Origin of the sequence: Amycolatopsis sp. lyj-109 (assembly GCF_046548995.1) — a bacterium.
In the GTDB taxonomy this organism is placed as follows: domain Bacteria; phylum Actinomycetota; class Actinomycetes; order Mycobacteriales; family Pseudonocardiaceae; genus Amycolatopsis.
This window is the reverse complement of the sequence record NZ_JAJPWR010000019.1, coordinates 33,140-50,647: the sequence shown is the minus strand read 5'-3', so window position 1 is coordinate 50,647 and position 17,508 is coordinate 33,140. Positions and strand designations below refer to the sequence as shown.

Sequence of the window (17,508 nt, the reverse complement as noted above, 5' to 3'; positions counted from 1 at the left end):
GGGTCACCGACGGATCGAGTCGGCAGCTTCTGCACGGTCGCCGCCTAACTCCGGGAACGAGGTCGCCAAGAGACACCGTCACGCCGGATCCGTGTTTTCCGTCCGGCGGCCGAACCTCCGTGGCGAAGTCCGAGCAGGTCTGCAGCCAGATCTCCCCATAATTTCGAGGCCGGGGTGCAGGCGTGAAACGGCTTTGAAGCGGCCTTGGCACGCCTCTGACCTGGTCTTGAAGCGGTTTTGAGGCGCCCCGACGGGCTTCCTGGCGACGTCACCTTTCCGCTCGCTCAGGAGTGCCGCCATGGACCACCCCTCATCACCGAAACACCCCGCATCCGGCCCGCCAGCGCGTCCGCGTGGCGAGCCCGGCGTGTTCGATACCGCCCGCACCGCATTCGCCTGGCTGGTCACCGGACCGCACCCGGTCGCCCTCGACGGCCGCCAGATCCGCGGACTGCCACCGCGGCTCGTGCCGCTGGACGAAGTCGGCAAGCTGACCGTCTCGAAAGGATGTCCACAGCAGACGCGAGACGCGGTGTGGACAGCGCTCGTAACGCGGTCCCGTGCCGAGGGCAGCACGTGGACGGTCGCGTGCGCCGGGCTCGCGCTGCCCGTCCTGTTACCGGTCGCGGCGAAGCTGACCAACCGGTTCCGCGGCGAGGTCCATGACATCCACGCCGCGGTGCTGACCGGCTTCCTCGAAGCGCTCACCGACGTCGACCTCGACCGGCCGGCCATCCTCGTCCGGCTGCGCTGGGCCGCCTACCGCGCCGGCCACCGCGCCTTGCGTGAGGCGCTCGACGCTGCGGCGCCGGTCGCCGACCTCGGCGCTCGCGCTCCCGGGCCGGAGCAGGTCGGCGGACATCCCGATTTCGTTCTGCTCGCCGCCGTCGAGGCCGGTGTTCTTACTGCTGCCGAAGCCGCGCTGATCGGCGACACGAGGTTTGGCGAGATGTCGCTGGCGGATGCGGCGCAGGCCCGCGGACAGACGTATAAGGCGACGCAGCAGGCCCGGCACCGCGCCGAACGCAAGCTCGCCGAATACCTGAACGCTATGCGCGAGAGCGACGCGGCAACGCGGCCGAAGAGGCGGCGCACTGTCGCCCGCGAACCCGAGAAGACGCGGCGTCCGGTGTCTCCCCGGCCACCGAAATTCGGAGTTGGTGAGCGCGGGACGCGAGTGCCCGCTCGCCCTCGCCCATCCCGGTCCACGTCGGAACCGGGCGCCGTTCAGGAGGCGTCCTCATGCGACTGATCTCGCACCGCCCCGGTCATCACACACCCGCCCGCCGACCGCCGAACCGGCGCTACCACCGCACGACGGCTCGAGTTCCAGTTCACGCGACGAGCTGCCGCCAGACCCGTTCTGTGCTGAAAGCTCCGATCTCTCGTGTGCGATCGCGTCGTCGCCGGGTCATGGTGCTCGGCTGCATGCTGGCCGCCGCCGCGCTGCTGCTCGGTGGTTCCGCGGCGCACGCGGAGACCGTGCAGTACGTCGCGCTCGCCCAGTCCGTCGATCAGGTCCTGTCGAATATCCGCTCGTGGATCATGGGCATTCTCGCCGGCGTCGCGCTCGTGTTCCTGACCATCGGCGGGCTCCGCTACCTCCTGGCGTCCGGCGATCCGGGCGAGATCGAGAAGGCGAAGGGCGCGTTCAAGGCCGCCGGGATCGGGTTCGGTCTCGCCGCGCTCGCGCCGCTGGTCGTCGAAATCCTCAAGACGATCGTCGGCGGGGTGTAGACGATGTCCGCCCACGCCTCACGCCGCATGGTCGCACCCAGGGATTCGGTTCGGCCGTCGCGTCGCCACCGCTCGTTCTGGCTCGTTGCCCTGGCGGCGTTGCTCGCGGCCGTGCTCGACGGCGTCGCGTCCAATGCAGCCGCCGCCGGCCCGCGACACGCCGCCGCAGTCCAGCTCGCTCCGGCACAGCCACCGTTGCCGCTGCCACCCAACCCGCAATGCGATCCAGGTTCCGCGGAACCGGCCTGTCACCTTCCGAGCGCGAGCTCGGTCTCGTCGATTCCGGCGACTCCCCTGCCGCCGATCACCGAGCTGCCTGCTCCGCCGTCATGCTTTCCCGGGTCGTTGGATCCCGGCTGCACACCGGCCGGCAGCACCTCGCCGTGTCAGGGGCCGAATTGCATCCCGCAGCCGTCCACGCTCGTGCCGAGTACGCCACCGACAGCTCAGGTCCCGGACGGCGCCGGCGACGCCGCGGAGTGCGGCCTGACCGATCTCACCGGGTGCATGGTCGTCGCCGCGAGCGCACTGCTGGCCGCGGTCGTGGCCGCCGGGATGAACCCGCTGCTCGATCTGCTCGGCAAGACGCTGCTGACGACCCCGGAACCGGATCAGCTGCCCGGCCTCGGCGCCGTGTGGACCGGCTCGTGGCACATCCTGCTCACCGCCTACGTGATCCTCGTGCTGCTGGCCGGGCTGATCATCATGAGCTACCAGACCCTGCAGGCCCGCTACACCGTCAAGGAAATCGCGCCCCGGCTTGTGATCGGATTCCTCGCCGGGACGCTCTCCCTGTTCCTGATGACCAAGGCCATCCAGGTCGCCAACGCGCTCTCAGCCGCGGTCCTCGGCGAAGGCGTCGACCAAGCGCAGCTGACACGCAGCTTGATCACAATGGTGCAGAGCTCCCTGCACGGCGGCGGCATCTTCCTCGGCATTCTCGGCCTGGCCCTGGTGGCGATGCTCCTGATCCTGCTGGTCGTCTTCGTCGTGCGAGTGATGGTGACGATCCTGCTGGTCGCCGCCGCCCCGATCGCCCTGATGTTCCACGCCCTCCCCCACACCGAAGGCATCGCCTACCTCTGGTGGAAAGGCTCCGGCGGAGTGCTGTTCATCCAGGTCGGTCAGTCGTTGACGCTCGTGGTCACCGTGCGGGTGTTCTTCGCACCGGGCGGGTTCACCATCTTCGGGCCGTCGCTCTCGTCGCTGATGAACCTGCTGCTGTGCATCGCTCTGATGTACGTGCTCATCAAAATCCCGTTCTGGTTCCTCGCCCCGCTCCGCTCCGGCCGCCCCTCGCTGCTCGGGCGGATCGCACGCGGCGTGATCGCCTACAAGACCATGGGCCTGCTCGCCGGCGCCGCCGGTGCCCGCGGCACTGGACGCCCGCGTATCGGCAGGCCGCCCGGCGCGCTACCCGATCCGCCAGCGACGCGGTCGGGCCAGTTCATGCTGCCCATGCGCCTGCGCCGCACTACCAGCTCGCCCCGGAATTCGCGCCGCCGGTGGGACGAGCCGCCGACGACCGGTGTGCTCGACGGGACGCCGGTCCCAGGCCAACTGTCGCTATTCACCAAACGCACCCACGACAGGCACCCGGAAGTGCATCCGAATCCGCGCGCATTGCCACTGAAGGACCTGCCGAACGCGCTGCCGGCCGACCAGCTCGGATTGCCGATGACCGTCCGACGCGACCCCGACCGCATTCCGCGACGCACCCTCGCCGACGACCCCACGCACCCAGCACCTGTTCGGCCACCGCGCCAGCCGGGCCTGCTCATGCCCGACGGGCGGATCAACCGCAACGCCCGCCCACCCGCCAAACTGCCGAACGCGCTGATCCCACCGAGCGCGGGCATGCTGCCGATCCACCTCCCGCCGCAAACTACGCGACCCGCGCGGCGCACCCTCGCCGACGACTTCGGACAGACCAACCCGGCGCCACAGACCGGACCGGGGCTGATCACGCCGTCCGGGCAGATCAACCGCGCGGCCCGCGCTCACCGACGCCCCGCGCCCGACGCCTTCAGCGGCAACCGGCCGCTCGCGTCCGGGCAATACCCGCTCCCGCTCGGCCTGCGCCGCCAGCCGAAACCCACACCGCCGCCACCAGCGCCCGCGCGAAAACCCGCCGACACCCAGCTGCCATTGCCGCTGAGCATGCCGTTGCGGCGCCACCGCCCGAAGTCGAAGTGAGGTCGCGACGCCCATGTCCTATCCCGTGCGCATTCCCGCCGACGTCGACCGGCCCGACCGCGTCCTCGGCCCGCTGACCGCCCGGCAGCTGGCGATCCTCGGCGTCACCGGCCTGCTGCTCTACGCCCTCTACAACGCCACCCACAGACTCGTCCCGCTGCCGCTGTTCCTGGTTTTCGCAGCTCCGGTCGCGCTCGCAGTCACGGTTGTCGCGCTCGGCCGCCGCGACGGCGTCCCGCTCGACCGCCTGCTGGCGGCCGCGGTCCGGCAACGGTTCACACCGCACCACCAGGTGTCAGCGCCCGAGGGCATCCAGCCGGTTCCGGAATGGCTCGCCGGCAGCCACTCGGGAGATGACGTGGCGCCGACACCGCTGGAGCTGCCCGCCCGCGGCGTCGACGGCGGGACGGCCGCGGGCATCGTGGACCTGGGGCCGGATGGGCTCGCGGTGATCGCCGCGTGCTCGACGGTCAACTTCTCGCTGCGCACTCCCGCCGAGCAGGAGGCCCTCGTCAGCTCGTTCGCCCGCTACCTGCACTCGCTCACCGCGCCGGTTCAGTTCCTGGTTCGGGCGGAGCGGCTCGACCTCGCCCCGCAGATCGCCGAGCTGCGCGCACGAGCCGGCGGGCTGCCCCATCCCGCGCTCGAAGCCGCAGCGCACGACCACGCTGACTACCTCATCCAGCTCGCCGAGCACGCCGACCTGCTGCGCCGCCAGGTCCTGCTCGTCCTGCGCGAACCCGCCCGCCCGACCGTCACCTCGGCGCTAGGACGCTTCCGGCGCAGCGCGGCAGCCGAAGTGATCGACCCCGCCGCGCGCCAGGCTGGCGAGCAGCGACTCGTCCGGCGCCTCACCGAGGCGGTCGAGCTGCTCACCGCGGCTGGGATCGCCGTCACCGCGCTGGACGCCGCGACCGCCACCGGGGTGCTGGCCGCCGCCTGCAACCCCGACACCTTCCTCCCACCCTCGGCCGCGCTCGCAGGCGCCGGTGACATCATCACCGCCGTCCCGGGCACCGACCTCTACGACGACGAGATCGAAGGCCGGTGACCGCGATGTCCAAGATCCAGCACCGCAGTTCGACGGCCGAGGCGTTCACGCCGGACGCGCTGTCGATCGGCAGCCGCCACCTCGAAGTCGGGAACGAGTGGGTCGCCTCGTTCGGCGTGACCGGCTACCCGCAGGAGGTCTACCCTGGCTGGCTCGCGCCGCTGCTGACCTACCCCGCAAGGCTCGACGTCTCCGTACACGTCCAGCCGGTCGATCCGGTCACGGCGACCAGCGGGCTGAAGAAGCAACGCGCTCGGCTGGAGTCCTCGCGACGCCACCACGCCCGGCACGACCAGCTCGACGACCCCGATCTCGACGCGGCCGCCGAAGACGCCGCCGACCTCTCGCGGCGCATCGCCCGCGGCGAAGGCCGGCTGTTCAAATTCGGCCTCTACCTCACCATCCACGCACCCGACGAGGAGACACTCGCCGAGGAAGTGTCGGCGCTTCGGTCGTTGTGCGCGTCGCTGCTGCTGGACGCCAAACCGGCGACGTACCGGTCGCTGCAAGGCTGGGTCACCACGCTGCCGCTCGGGCTGGACTCCCTCGGTCTGAAAAGGACGTTCGACACCGCCGCCGCGTCCGCCGCATTTCCCTTCACATCACCGGACCTGCCCGCCGTCGATCCGACCTCGTCCGTGCCGAGCGGCGTGCTCTACGGCTACAACGTCGGCTCCCAAGGGCTCGTGCACTGGGACCGGTTCGCCTGCGACAACCACAACGCCGTCGTCCTCGGCCGATCCGGCTCGGGCAAGTCCTACCTGGTCAAGCTCGAGACCCTGCGCAGCCTCTACCGGGACATCCAGGCGTTCGTCATCGACCCCGAAGACGAATACGCCCGCCTCGCCGCCCAGGTCGGCGGCGCCTACGTCCACCTCGGCGCCGGCGGCGTCCGGCTCAACCCCTTCGACCTGCCCATCCACATCACCGCGGCCGGACGCCGGACCGCGCCGCAGGACGCGCTGACCCGGCGCGCGCTGTTCCTGCAGACCGTCCTCGCGGTGTGCCTCGGTGCCGAGCTGACCGCCGGCGAACGCGCCGCCCTCGACACCGCGCTCACCACGACCTACGCAAACGCTGGCATCACCACCGACGCCCGAACCTGGACCCGGCCAGCACCGCTGATGCGGGACCTGCGCGACGTCCTGGCAGCGAGCGGCGATGCCGTGGCCACGGACCTCGCCGCCCGGCTGCACCCATTCGTCGACGGCGCCTTCGCCGACCTGTTCTCCGGCCCGACCACCACAGCACCGGATGGCCACCTCGTCGTGTTCTCCCTGCGGGACCTGCCCGAGGAGCTCAAGGCGATCGGCACGCTGCTGACCCTCGACGCGGTCTGGCGGCGGGTGTCCAACCCGGCCGACCGGCGCCGGCGGCTGGTGGTCGTCGACGAGGCGTGGCTGCTGATGCAGTCCCCCGATGGCGCGAAGTTCCTCTACCGGATGTCCAAGACTTTCCGGAAGCACTGGGCCGGGCTCACGGTCGCGACCCAGGACATCGACGACGTCCTGCACAGCGAACTCGGCCGGGCGATCGTGGCCAACGCCGCCACCAGCGTCCTGCTGCGCCAGTCCCCGCAGGCGATCGACCAGATCGCGGCGACCTTCAACCTCTCCGAAGGACAACGCCAGTTCCTGCTCACCGCCGACCGCGGCCAAGGCCTGCTCGGCTCCGGTACCGAATGGGTTGCTTTCCAAGCGCTCGCCTCGCCGGCTGAAGACGTCCTCGTCACGACTGACCCGGAGTTCCTGTCGACGCTGCAGGACGCGGACGCGAACCGTGAATGGGTGGAGCTGTGAAGGCGTCCGCGGAACCACGTGGTGCGGGTCTGCCGTCGTGCCCCTCAATCGATGTGCAGTTTGAAGGCGTGGGTGACGTCGTTGGGACAGGCGAAGATGTTGAAGGCGCCCTGTCTGCCGAATTCCCACCCGACGGGGTCCGGCTGGTCTTGCTCGCAGGAGCACAGCGCGTCCTTGTGCTCGTAGGAGTGCAGCGAGAGCAGAAGACGAAGACCGGCGCCGCAGTCCTGGCAGTCGTGTTTCCACGGACTGCTCTGCCACCAGAAGGCCCAGCCACCGACCTTGCTGCTCTGGCCGACCTTAGGCCAGCCCTCGTAGTTGTCGACGAACCCGCCCGGCTGCACAAAGGACAACGTCCGTTTGATCTCGTCCGGGACCTCGTCGAGCGCCGGGTATTCGACGACCTGACAAGGAGTGAACAGGCACGGACGGGGCACGAATTCGCCGCCGACGCTCGCCGGCTGTGGCGGTTGCCCGGCGACCTCGGTCACCTCGGCGGATGCGCGCCAGACAAGGTGGGCAGCCGGACCGTAGTAGTAGTCCGCCCCGCTGCGATCGAGCTGGTGCTCGTTGGGGCACAGCAGCACTTGCAGCAGGTCAGTGCCCTCGGGAAACGGCAGGTCGGGGAAGTCACGGCGGAACAGCTGGGCAGCGCCGATCAGCGCAATCGGCCCGTCGACCTCGTGCTCGGCTGTCCAGCAATCCTGTGGTCTTCCGCTGGAGGTGGGCATTCGTCCGTCGCAGTGCGGCCACGGCTCGTCGGCGGGCCACCACAGTGGCCCCCCGATGTGGCTGTCGCGAGCGGTGGGCGCGCCAGGTCGCGGGTGCAGGCGCGTGGCAGTACGAGCGAATCCCGCAATACCGGGAATCTCGCGGCCGTTGTCAGTGGGAGCTGCGGTGGAAGTCACGGTCGCGGACCCTACCGGCGACCACCGACAATCCGGGGCCCTTTCCGGAGGGACCGACACCGATCAATGAAGTTTCGGTTCACAAGAACCGCCGAAGAGCCAGTCGACTCACGACGTCGCCAATCCAAGGCGCTGCCGTCATCACTCCATCGCGCTCACACGGAGGTCAGCTCGTGATTCTCGGGTATACATCCGAACTCCATCGAGGGTTGGTCGGCAGCTACCTGACCGATCCCTGGACCTCGATCCACCACCTGCTCGCCGAGGTCGTCGAGTGGGCGCTGTGCTGGGGTCCGGTCGCTGTTCCGGCGCTCGCCGTGTTCGCCGCAGGGCAAGCCGCCGGTCGCTGGTGGTGGCGAGCCCGCTGCCACGCCCAGCTCGTCGCCGACGCGCGGTGCATCACCGTGCTCGCCCCGCCCACCGTCGATCCCGCCGGCGGCGTCCTCCTGTGGGCCAATCTCGTCGGACTGCTGCGGCCGAGCTGGCGACGCTGGCTCACCGGCCAGCCGCACCTCGCCTGGGAGTACCGGTTCTCCGAACACGGCGTCACCCTGCGGCTGTGGGTCCCGGGCGTGATCCCGCCGGGCCTGGTCGAGCGCGCGATCGAAGCCGCGTGGCCCGGCACGCACACCCGCGCCGTCCCCGCCGAGGCACCGCTACCCGAGCAGAAGAACCGACGGGCCATCACGGTAGGCGGCCAGCTGAGGCTCGCCCGCTCCGAGGCGCTGCCAATCCGGACCGGGTTCGACGCCGACCCCATCCGCGGGCTGCTCGGCGCACCGGTCGGCCTCGGCCGGGACGAGCACGCCAGCGTGCAGGTCCTCGCCCGGCCAGTCACCGGCCGCCGGGTGGGCCGAGCTCGGCGTGCCGCCCGGCGGGTGCACGCCGGCTCTTCCGGGCGGCTCGGCGGTCGACTGCTTGACCTCGTCACGCCAGGCGCGTCGGCAAGTAGTCCCCGGCGTACGCGCGATGCCCGCCGGATCAGCCAGGATCCGCAGCTGTCGCTGGAGTACTCCGCGCAGAACCGGGCGATCGTCGGCAAGCAGCGCGGCTCCCAGTACGAGACCGTCGTCCGCTACGCCGTCACCACCCACCTCCCCTCCGACGCCACCGACGCCGAGGTGCGGCGGGCTCGGGACACCGCGCGCGGCCGCGCTCATGCCTTGGCCGCCAGCTTCGCCGCCTACACCGAGCACAACCACTACACCCGGATCCGCCTCCGCCACCCCGACCGAGCACTCGCATCTCGGCGCCTCGACCGCGGCGACCTGCTCTCCGTCCCCGAGCTGGCCGCGATCGCGCACCTGCCGGTCGACGCCGAGATCCCCGGCATCGAACGCGCCGGCGCCAAAGCCGTCGCCCCACCACCGGGCATCGCTGTACCCGGCCCCGAGGTCAAACCGCTCGGCGTCGCCGACACCGGCCACGCCCGCCCCATCGGGCTGCGCGTCCCGGACGCCCGCCACCACCTGCACGTCCTCGGCGCCACCGGGTCCGGGAAGTCGACCCTGCTGGGCAATCTGATCCTCGACGACGCGGACGCCGGCCGCGGCGTCGTGCTCATCGACCCCAAGGGCGACCTGGTCACCGACGTCCTCTCCCGGCTCCCGCGCGAGGCTGCGGACCGGGTCGTGCTGTTCGACGCCGACTCCCGCCAACGCCCGCCCTGCCTCAACCCCCTCGAAGGCGGCGAGACCGACCGCGAGGTCGACAACCTCGTCTCCGTCTTCCGTCGCGTCTACTCGGCGTTCTGGGGTCCGCGCACCGACGACCTCATGCGCGCTGCCTGCCTCACCCTCCGCGCCCAAGACGGCGTCCCCACCCTCGCCGACCTGCCCAAGCTCCTGACCAGCGAAGCCTTTCGGACACGGATCACCGGCGGGCTGACCGACCCGGTCCTGGCCGGGTTCTGGGAGTGGTACGACGAGCTCACCGACTCCAGCCGAAGCCAAGTCATCTCCCCGCTGATGAACAAGCTCCGCGCCTTCCTCCTGCGCCCGTTCGTCAAAGACGCCATCGCCGGCGGCCGCTCCACCGTCGACATGAACCACGTCCTCGACCAGGGCGGCATCTGCCTGGTCCGGATCCCCAAGGGCTCGCTCGGGGACGAGACGACCCGGCTCGTCGGCTCTCTCGTCGTCGCCCGCACCTGGCAGGCCACCACCGGCCGCGCCCGCGTTCCGCAGCGCGAACGCCCGGATGCGTCGCTGATCATCGACGAGTGCCACAACTTCCTCAACCTGCCGTACCCGATCGAGGACATGCTCGCCGAAGCCCGCGGCTTCCGGCTGGCGATGACGCTTGCCCACCAGCACCTTGGCCAGCTCCCCCGTGAGCTGAAGGAAGGCATCTCGACCAACGCCCGCTCGAAGATCTTCTTCAACGCCTCCCCCGAGGACGCCCGCGAACTCGCCCGCCACACCGCACCGCGGCTGTCCGAACACGACCTCGCCCACCTCGGCGTCTACCACGTCGCCGGACGGCTTGTGGTCAACGGCGCCGAAACCGAGCCGTTCACCATGACCACCTCGCCGATGCGCCCCGCCGTTCCCGGACGAGCCAAAGAAATCCGTGCAGCAATCCGCAGCGCCGAGGCCGCGCCCCCGGGCCACTCGCCTTCCCCAGGACCACACGGACGCAAGACCGATCCCCGCCGCGACGTTTCGCTCGGAGGTTCGCCGTGATCATCACGACCACCCGCCAGCACCACCTGCGCCAGCACCTTCCCGGCCGGACGACCGCCCGCGCGGCCGGCTCGGTCGAGCACCAGGCCGCACTCGCAGCCCGCCTCACCGCCCGGGACAAATGGCTGCTGGCCCTGCTCCACGAACACCGCGTCCTGACCTCCACCCAGATCCAGGACGCCGCGTTCCCCTCGAGCCGCTCGACCCGCCAGCGTCTGCGCGAGCTGTATCTCTGGCGCGCTGTCAGCCGGTTCCAGCCGTTCCGGCCACTCGGCTCGGCGCCGATGCACTACGTCCTCGGTCCCGCCGGCGCCGCCGTCTTGGCTGCCGAGCATGGCTTGGAGGTCAAGGACCTCGGCTACCGGCACGACCGTGCGATGGCCATCGCCCACAACCAGCGCCTCGCCCACACCGTCGGCGTCGCCGACTTCTTCACCTCGCTGATCGCGCTCAGCCGACGCCGCGACCCTGTTCGACGTGGTGAGGGGGTCACGGCCTGGTGGTCGGAGACCCGCTGCGCCCGGCACTTCGGTGACCTCGTCATCCCGGACGCCTACGGCCGCTGGCGCAGCGCCACCGGCGAACTCGAGTTCTTCCTCGAATTCGACACCGGCAGCGAGTCGCTGACCAAGGTCGCTCGCAAGCTGCTCGCCTACGCCCGGCTCGCCGACTCCACCCGCATCGCCACCCCGGTGCTCTTCTGGCTCCCGACGAGCCGCCGCGAGGCCGGTGCGCGCTCAGCGCTCGCCTGCATCCACGCCGACCTCGACCAGACCGCCGGCGTCCCCGTCGCCACCGCGGCCGCCGACCTCCTCGACGCGGCCACAGCCTGCCCGAGCCCTGCCGACGAGGTCTGGCTCCCGCTCAACGCGACGTCATCGACGCGGACTTCGCCGCGGTACGCGCTCGGCGAACTGACGCGCACGTGGCCGACCCTCGTTCCAGCGGCTGACCTTGACGACGGGATCGCCCCGACATCCGGGCAGACCGTGGCATACCGGCTGCCGCCGCCCGCTCCCACGCCGCCGGACGCCACGCCCACCCGAACTCGCCGTCCCGAGTCCTGACCACACGAGGAGAGCGTCATGGGATCGAAGATCGCGGTCGGCGTCACCGTCGTGGTCGCGATGCTTCCGGTGCTGCTGGGAGCCGTGCCGCAGGCCGTCGTCACGGCGTTCACCGGCAACGGGAGCACGACCTGCACACCCAGCGGGACGACTACCGGCACTGTGCCTGGCTACGGGCCCGACCAGCTCGCCAGCGCAGCAATCATCACCTCGGTCGGGAAGCAACTGCAGGTCCCCGAACCCGGGTGGGTCATCGCGATCGCAGTCGCCATCCAGGAATCCACCCTGCGCAACCTCGATCACGGCGACCGCGACAGCCTCGGTCTCTTCCAGCAGCGACCGTCCCAAGGCTGGGGCACGCCCCAGCAGATCATGGACCCGACCTACGCGGCGACGCAGTTCTATCGGCACCTGCAGGCCGTGCCGGGCTGGCAGCAGATGAGCCTCAACGACGCCGCCCAGGCCGTCCAGCGGTCCGGGACACCAGAGGCGTACGGCCGCCACCAGTCGGCCGCCGAAGCCATCGTCGCCGCGGTCGCCGGAGTGGCCTGCGAGCACACCGGCGCCGGGGACTGCACGAACATCGCTGCGCCCACGCCCGCCGCACTGACCGCCATCAACTACGCCTGCGGGCAACGCGGCCTGCCGTACGTGTGGGGCGGCAACGGCCCCGAGTTGGGGGACGCCGGCTTCGACTGCAGCGGCTTGACCCGAGCCGCGTACGGCGCCGCCGGCATCCCATTGCCACGAACCTCGCGCGAGCAGTACGCCGCCGGACCGCGCGTGCCCGCCGGCGCACCGCTACTTCCGGGCGACCTCGTTTTCTACGCGACCGCCGGGCGCGTGCATCACGTCGGCCTGTACGTCGGCGGCGGCAACATGATCGACGCACCTGACTTCGGACAGGCCGTGAGAGTGGAGCCATACCGCCACCCCGGCGACGGCTACATCGGCGCCACCAGACCGGCCGGGCCACGTTGATGCCTGAACACAAGCACTTCTGGGCGATACGTGTGTCTTGTTTGGACAATGGCTTGACACGAAGTAGCTGACGGAGCGTCCATGGACGTGTAGCCCGAACCACCGGATGCGCACCGGCGGGCGAACGCCCCGGCCGGGGCATGACCACCCACCGCTTCAACCGAAACGGAATCGTCATGTCTCAGAACGACTCGTCGAACACCAAACCCGAAACCGCGGAGCCGAAGGTTCGCCGCGCGCTCGAAGCCAACCCCGGCGCAACCGCCGCACGGATCGCGACCAAAGCCGGAGTCGGCCGCTCGACAGCCACGAAGATCCTCTCCCGCTGGGCCGCCGAAGGACTGGTGACCCGCACCACCGGCAAGGACCAGTCGGTCCCCGTCACGTGGACGGTCCACGACGATCAGACCAACGACGCAGCCGAAGTCGTGGAGCCCGGCGACGTGCCCGCCACGGCAGATCAGGAGGCGGAACGTCCCGTCGGACCCGCCGACGAACGAGAGGCCGATGCCTCCTTGCCTGACCCCGGCGCTACCGCTACGGCGGAAACGCCGCAGAAGGACCGGTTGCCGAAGGGCGCGCTTTACGAGCTGGTGAAGGAGTTCCTTCAGGCGCATCCCGGCGAAGAGTTCGGCCCCGCCAAGATCGGAACAGAGCTGGTCCGATCCAGCGGCGCAGTGAACAACGCCCTCGAGAAGCTCGTCACCAACGGGCTGGCAACGAAAACGTGCGAAGCGCCGAAGCGCTTCACTTCCAGCTGACCGTCAGCGCAACCCGACGGGGGCGGATCACCATCGTGGTGATCCGCCCCCGTTTAGCGCTGGAACCCGGCAGGGAAGGTCACTGTGTCGCCTGCTGGTTCACCTCAGCCGGATGAGGAAAGATGCACTCGTCGTCGCAGTCCTGCGCGCCAGCGGTGGCAATGAACGGGCAGTCGCCTCGATGGGCCTTGGTGAAGGTGACGCTACCGTCAGGATGTTCGAGTATGTGCAGTGCGCCGCCGTGGCGGTAGGCCCACACGATGTCGTCCGGATCGATACACTTTTCGCCATCGAAGCCGTAAGTCATGGCCAGCAACGCACTGATCCCACCGTGGACATGAGGTGAAATGGTCTGCGTGGTCGGTGGGGCGGCAAGGATTTCGGCGGCCCTGCCGAGGAGGCGCTCGGTCAGCCCGGCGAGAGCGGTGGCAGCGTGGACGTCAGTGCTCGGTCGCGGCGTGTCGTGCCACCAGTTGCTGGGAGCGTCAGCGGCGAGACTCGTCCACGTCATCTGGTCGCTGAGTACCTCGGCGACCGCGAAGCTCTGGTTGATGTAGTAGTCGCGCTCGACGCGTGCGCGGAGCGTGCGTCCGGCAAACTCGACGACGCGGGTGTGGTGGTAGCTGGTCAGGGTGACGCCTGTCGCTTCGTCGCGTTCGGTCATCGAGGCATTCATTGTGGTCTCCTCTGTCTTCGTGTGCGATTTGTTGGTCGTACAGGTCCAGTCAGGTCGTCAGGTCGAGGCAGACCCCAATAGGCGAGCCAGCTCTGGCGCGATCACGGTTACCGGCGGGCGGCGGCGCGAAGCGCGGCGGTCGCGGCGTGGCCGATGGCACGTGCGGCGGCCGTGGGGTCGGTCAGCACGTGGACGGTGGCCCCATCAAGGGGGGTGTCGAAGTCGCTGGTGGTCAGCCACAGCACCGCGCACCCGGACGCGCGCAACCGGTCGAGCTTCTTCTGCCCGTCGCGGCGGGGGTCGTCGCGGTAGTTGCCGTCGGACACGATGACGACCAGCCGGGCCGCGCCGGGCCGGGACAGGCCGAGGGCACCGTCGAGGGCGTCGAGCGCGCGGGGGATGTCCTCGTAGTTGTCATTGGAGCGGAACTCGGTGACCTCCGTGGGCGGCTTGCCCGGGTGGGTCAGCGGGCGCACGTGGTTCCCGAAGATCACGCTCGCAGTGTCGGCGGGCACCCGCGTGTGGCGGGCGGCGTTGGCCAGGATCCAGGCGGCCGAGGCCACGTGTTCGCGTGCCCAGCCCATTGAGCCGGACACGTCGCACGCGATCCCGACCCGCAGCGGCGGCACGGTGACCGGTGTGCGGATGGTGCGGGTGAACGGCTCGGCGGTCACCACGGCCCCGGCGGCACGCTGGGCTTCGGCCGCCCGCACCCCGCGCATCCTCAGCCGCCCGGGCGGCACCTCCGAGGTGGATCGCACGGCGACTCGTTCGCGGGTTCCGGCGGTGTCCAGTGCCCGCGCGAGCACCCGCGCGGCTGTGCACTCCTCCGACGTGGGCGGCCGGGTGCCCGTCGTCCTGGTGTCGCCGCCACGGGGGCCGCCGGTGCCGAACACCCGTCGCGCCACTGCTCCCGCCTTCTTCTCAGCGGCCTCGTCGCTTTCCCTCGCGGCGGCCGCGAGGGCGGCCGGGTCCTCGGGTGCCTTCTCCCCCGCGACGTTCGCCGCCACCCCGCCCAGCACGGCGGCGATGGCATCTGCCAACGGTGACGGGGCGGCGGGAGCCCCGGGTCCGGGCGAGCTGCCTGTCGGGTCCGAGGTGCCGGTCGAGGCCGGCGATGAGGCCGAGTCCGGGTCGGTGCCGAGGATCTCGCACCACTGCCGTCCGAGGTCGAGCATGTCCTCGCCCGCGTCGTCGGCGGTCCGCAGCGCTTGCCGCCACACCGCCCGTAGCTTGCCGAGGACTTCCGCGCCGAGCACGTCCTCGACGACCCGGGCGACCGGGTGGACCTCGGCGTGGGTGAGCACCCCGCCGTCGGCCCGGCCCAGCAGGAGCGCGGCGGTGTGCGCGGCGTCGGTGGCGGTCATCTTCGGGGCGGTGGCGGGGTCGGCAAACAGGTGCAGGTCGGTGGCGACGATGCCCTGCACGCACGCCCGGAGCCAGTGCCGGTCGTCCGGGCGGCGGCGGGTGTGCGCGGCTTCCATCCGGGGCTCTTCCAGCAGCATGGCGGCGGCGACCACGGCGGGCGGGGCGTCGTCCGGCGGTTCCCACGCGGTGTGTTTGGCGTGTCCGCACTCGTGGGTGAGGGCACCCCAGGCCGGGGCGTAGCGCGTGCGGTCGGACAGGTTCGCCGGGTCGACGGTGGCGGGGTCCACGCCGAGGTGGTCGCCGTCGACTTCGATCAGCGCGCGGTGCGGGTAGAAGCAGGCGGGTGCCCCGCCGCCCGCGCCGGGGGCGACGCTGACCACGAGGTCGTCGCGGTCGGCGATCACGGGGACCTCGTCGGCGAACGCGGCGGACAGGGCCAGCCATTCCGGGCGCGCGGGGAACACAGCGGCACCGGTGGCGGCCGGGTCGGCGGTGAAGTGGGCACTCATGGCGCGGGTCCTTTCGCGACTGTTCGCAGGTACGGCGGGGTTCAAGGTTTGGTGGTGATGCGGGCGCCGAGGGCGAGCGGGGTGACGGGCTTGCCGAAGACGTCGCGCACCACGGTGGCGACGGTGGCGCGGTCCTCTTCCGGCGCGATCCCGACCAGGTTTCCGGCGGCGGCGTCGAGGTCCCACGCGTCGGCGAGCTTCTTGAATGCCAGCAGCTCCCGTAGCTGCGGGGCCCAGCCGATCTCGCCTTTCTCCTGCCGGGTCGCGAGGTTGCGCGCCACCCGCACGGCCCTCTTGTCGACTCCCAGTTGTTCGGCGAGGGCGTAGTCGCTGGAGACCTGGATGTGCACGGAGAACCGGGAGGACAGCGCGTCGGAGAGAACGGCCCCGTGGACACCGGGGTTGTGTCCGGCCACGACGTAGAAGCCTGGTTCGGCGTGGATGACTTCGCCGCCGTTGGCCTTGATCACGATCTCGCGGCGTCCGTCCATCGCGGGGTAGACCACGGCGAGCACGGTCGGCGGGATCAGGGTCGCGTCGTCGATGAACAGCGGCACCCCGGTGCGCATCGCGCGGACCAGCGGGCCGTGGACGAACACGAAGTCGCCGTCGGGGGTTTTGGTGTAGTCGCCCACCAGGTCGGCGACCACGGTGTCGCCGTCGCCCTGCACGGTGAGGCAGTCGTTGAACGCCGCCTCCACCACCGAGGTCTTCCCGGTGCCGGGCGGGCCGTACAGGAGCGCGGCGACCCCGGCGTCACGCAACCGCGCCAACGCGGTCACGTCCGGCATGCCGGACAGCAGCCGGGGGTGGTAGTCCATCCCGTTCGGGCGTTTCACCGGGCCGGTAACCTTCCGCGCCGGTCGGCTGGTGGTACTGCCTGCACCGGACGGGGCGGGCGCGGTCGGGGTTGCAGCGGGTGGCTTGCGGCGGGGTGTGCATGGCGGGGCGGGGGTGATGGCGGGCGCGGCGGCGGCCCCTGTCGTCGCGGTTGCCCGGTAGGCCAGTGGCGCGGTAGTGGCGAGTTCGGCTTCTCCTCGGTCGGTCAGCGCTTTGCAGGCGTTGCCGACCGCGCCGGATGAGCGGTTGAGGGTGTGCGCGATGCCGCCGGGGGTGTGGGTGGCCGTGGGGTCATCGGCCAGGACTTTGGCGACCATGGCGCGGAGTTCGCCGTTGCGGAGTCGGGTTGCCGTCCCACCCGCCGGGGTGGTCGGCCCGGTGGCGGGTGCCGTGGCGGGCGGGGTGGGCGTGGTCATCGCAGGTGTTCCCTTCCAGTGCGTGACGCGGGCGGTTCGGCGAATCAGAAAGATTCGTTGCGGCCCTTAATGTGATTTCCGGATTTCCCGGGGGACACAACAAAAGTAACTCGATAAGGCCAGTCACGCAATACCTTTCCAGACCCCATTCAGGTGACGAATTCCGCCATCCAGCCAAAAGCATTTGAAGTATTTCGCCGAACCGTTTGCGCAGGTCGCGAACGTCAGGCAGCCGACAACGGTCACAACAAAGGAGATGGACAATCGTTTATTTGGGCAAAATAGAAATGGGCGGATGACTGTCGACACGAGGTGAGATGACCAGGAGGGCCAGACCGTGGGGACATGTTCACAGCAGCGGGACCGACGGGGCGGCCCTGATGTGCTTACCTGCTTGTCGCCAAGCGAGTCTGGGATACCGGCGGATCCCCGCATGTAGGCCTTGACCTGCGAGCATGCCTGGAGACGGAGGATCCGGCTTAGGCGGTCCACGGAGCGCCGGGGCGATCGGCGCG

At 70.4% G+C, this 17,508-nt stretch carries 13 protein-coding genes; 9 read left to right on the top strand and 4 right to left on the bottom strand.

Annotated features, from left to right (window positions below; translation table 11 throughout):
• Positions 1-367 precede the first annotated feature (367 nt).
• From ACLJQF_RS34715 to ACLJQF_RS34695, 5 genes are all read left to right on the top strand, one after another.
• A complete protein-coding gene (locus ACLJQF_RS34715) occupies positions 368-1,252 on the top strand; it encodes a sigma-70 family RNA polymerase sigma factor (RefSeq protein ID WP_020638773.1) in 885 nt (294 codons plus the stop codon).
• Between the two features lie 161 nt (positions 1,253-1,413).
• Positions 1,414-1,737, top strand: coding sequence for a pilin (locus ACLJQF_RS34710; RefSeq protein ID WP_020638774.1), 324 nt, complete (start codon positions 1,414-1,416; stop codon positions 1,735-1,737).
• Positions 1,738-2,244: 507 nt separating this feature from the next.
• Positions 2,245-3,933 carry a hypothetical protein gene (locus tag ACLJQF_RS34705; RefSeq protein ID WP_410614569.1) on the top strand — a complete coding sequence of 563 codons (1,689 nt, stop codon included), beginning with the start codon at positions 2,245-2,247 and terminating at the stop codon, positions 3,931-3,933.
• A gap of 13 nt (positions 3,934-3,946) precedes the next feature.
• Positions 3,947-4,984, top strand: a complete 1,038-nt coding sequence (locus ACLJQF_RS34700) for a PrgI family protein (protein ID WP_410614568.1) — start codon at positions 3,947-3,949, stop codon at positions 4,982-4,984.
• Between the two features lie 5 nt (positions 4,985-4,989).
• The gene (locus ACLJQF_RS34695; protein ID WP_026468124.1) at positions 4,990-6,783 is read left to right on the top strand and encodes a VirB4 family type IV secretion system protein; all 1,794 of its coding nucleotides are present in this window, start codon (positions 4,990-4,992) and stop codon (positions 6,781-6,783) included.
• Between the two features lie 44 nt (positions 6,784-6,827).
• Here ACLJQF_RS34695 and ACLJQF_RS34690 read toward each other — a convergent pair whose 3' ends face one another.
• Positions 6,828-7,514: a hypothetical protein gene (locus tag ACLJQF_RS34690; RefSeq protein ID WP_020638778.1), complete on the bottom strand. Its 687-nt coding sequence runs from the start codon at positions 7,512-7,514 to the stop codon at positions 6,828-6,830.
• Between the two features lie 386 nt (positions 7,515-7,900).
• Here ACLJQF_RS34690 and ACLJQF_RS34685 point away from each other — a divergent pair, with 386 nt between their 5' ends.
• From ACLJQF_RS34685 to ACLJQF_RS34670, 4 genes are all read left to right on the top strand, one after another.
• Positions 7,901-10,375 (top strand): type IV secretory system conjugative DNA transfer family protein, encoded by a 2,475-nt coding sequence (locus ACLJQF_RS34685; protein WP_410614567.1) that lies wholly within the window; start codon positions 7,901-7,903, stop codon positions 10,373-10,375.
• A complete protein-coding gene (locus ACLJQF_RS34680) occupies positions 10,372-11,442 on the top strand; it encodes a replication-relaxation family protein (RefSeq protein WP_410614566.1) in 1,071 nt (356 codons plus the stop codon). The genes ACLJQF_RS34685 and ACLJQF_RS34680 overlap by 4 nt, the downstream gene beginning before the upstream one ends.
• Before the next feature lie 18 nt (positions 11,443-11,460).
• Positions 11,461-12,423 carry a C40 family peptidase gene (locus ACLJQF_RS34675; RefSeq protein ID WP_410614565.1) on the top strand — a complete coding sequence of 321 codons (963 nt, stop codon included), beginning with the start codon at positions 11,461-11,463 and terminating at the stop codon, positions 12,421-12,423.
• Between the two features lie 176 nt (positions 12,424-12,599).
• Positions 12,600-13,184: a MarR family transcriptional regulator gene (locus ACLJQF_RS34670; protein ID WP_125592199.1), complete on the top strand. Its 585-nt coding sequence runs from the start codon at positions 12,600-12,602 to the stop codon at positions 13,182-13,184.
• Positions 13,185-13,263: 79 nt separating this feature from the next.
• Here the strand turns inward: ACLJQF_RS34670 and ACLJQF_RS34665 are convergent, their stop codons facing one another.
• The 3 genes from ACLJQF_RS34665 to ACLJQF_RS34655 all read right to left on the bottom strand — a co-directional run bounded on the left by ACLJQF_RS34665 (position 13,264) and on the right by ACLJQF_RS34655 (position 16,993).
• The gene (locus ACLJQF_RS34665; protein ID WP_020638783.1) at positions 13,264-13,860 is read right to left on the bottom strand and encodes a hypothetical protein; all 597 of its coding nucleotides are present in this window, start codon (positions 13,858-13,860) and stop codon (positions 13,264-13,266) included.
• 107 nt (positions 13,861-13,967) lie between these two features.
• Positions 13,968-15,737: a vWA domain-containing protein gene (locus tag ACLJQF_RS34660; RefSeq protein ID WP_410614564.1), complete on the bottom strand. Its 1,770-nt coding sequence runs from the start codon at positions 15,735-15,737 to the stop codon at positions 13,968-13,970.
• 41 nt (positions 15,738-15,778) lie between these two features.
• Positions 15,779-16,993: an AAA family ATPase gene (locus ACLJQF_RS34655; RefSeq protein ID WP_410614563.1), complete on the bottom strand. Its 1,215-nt coding sequence runs from the start codon at positions 16,991-16,993 to the stop codon at positions 15,779-15,781.
• Between the last annotated feature and the right edge of the window lie 515 nt (positions 16,994-17,508).